General features: G+C 69.0%; 1 pseudogene. It reads left to right on the top strand.

The features are described from left to right. Positions 1–281 (top strand): annotated as a pseudogene (locus tag AC0IYH_RS31075) (16S rRNA methyltransferase); the annotation flags it as partial.

Below are 281 nucleotides of genomic sequence, written 5' to 3'. Positions count from 1 at the left end.
GCCCGATACTGCTCGCGGGGCTCCCGGCCGATGACCTGCTCGGGCAACTGCCACAAGCCCTTGGCTGGAGCTGGCACGCAGGCGACCACGGCCGACTCGAAACTCGCTTCGCCGAGCGCAGCAGCTTTGGGGTGACCCCGCCGCAGGCCAGCTTCGACTCTGCCGTGCTGTTTCTGCCCAAGTCGCGCGAGCTGACCGGTTACCTGCTCGACGCTCTGGCTGCCCGTCTGCCAGGCGGCGTGCTCTACCTGGTCGGCGAAAAGCGCGCTGGTGTCGAGCGC

It is taken from the genome of Pseudomonas sp. AC463 (assembly GCF_979253585.1).
This window is presented reverse-complemented; position numbering and strand designations above follow the sequence as displayed.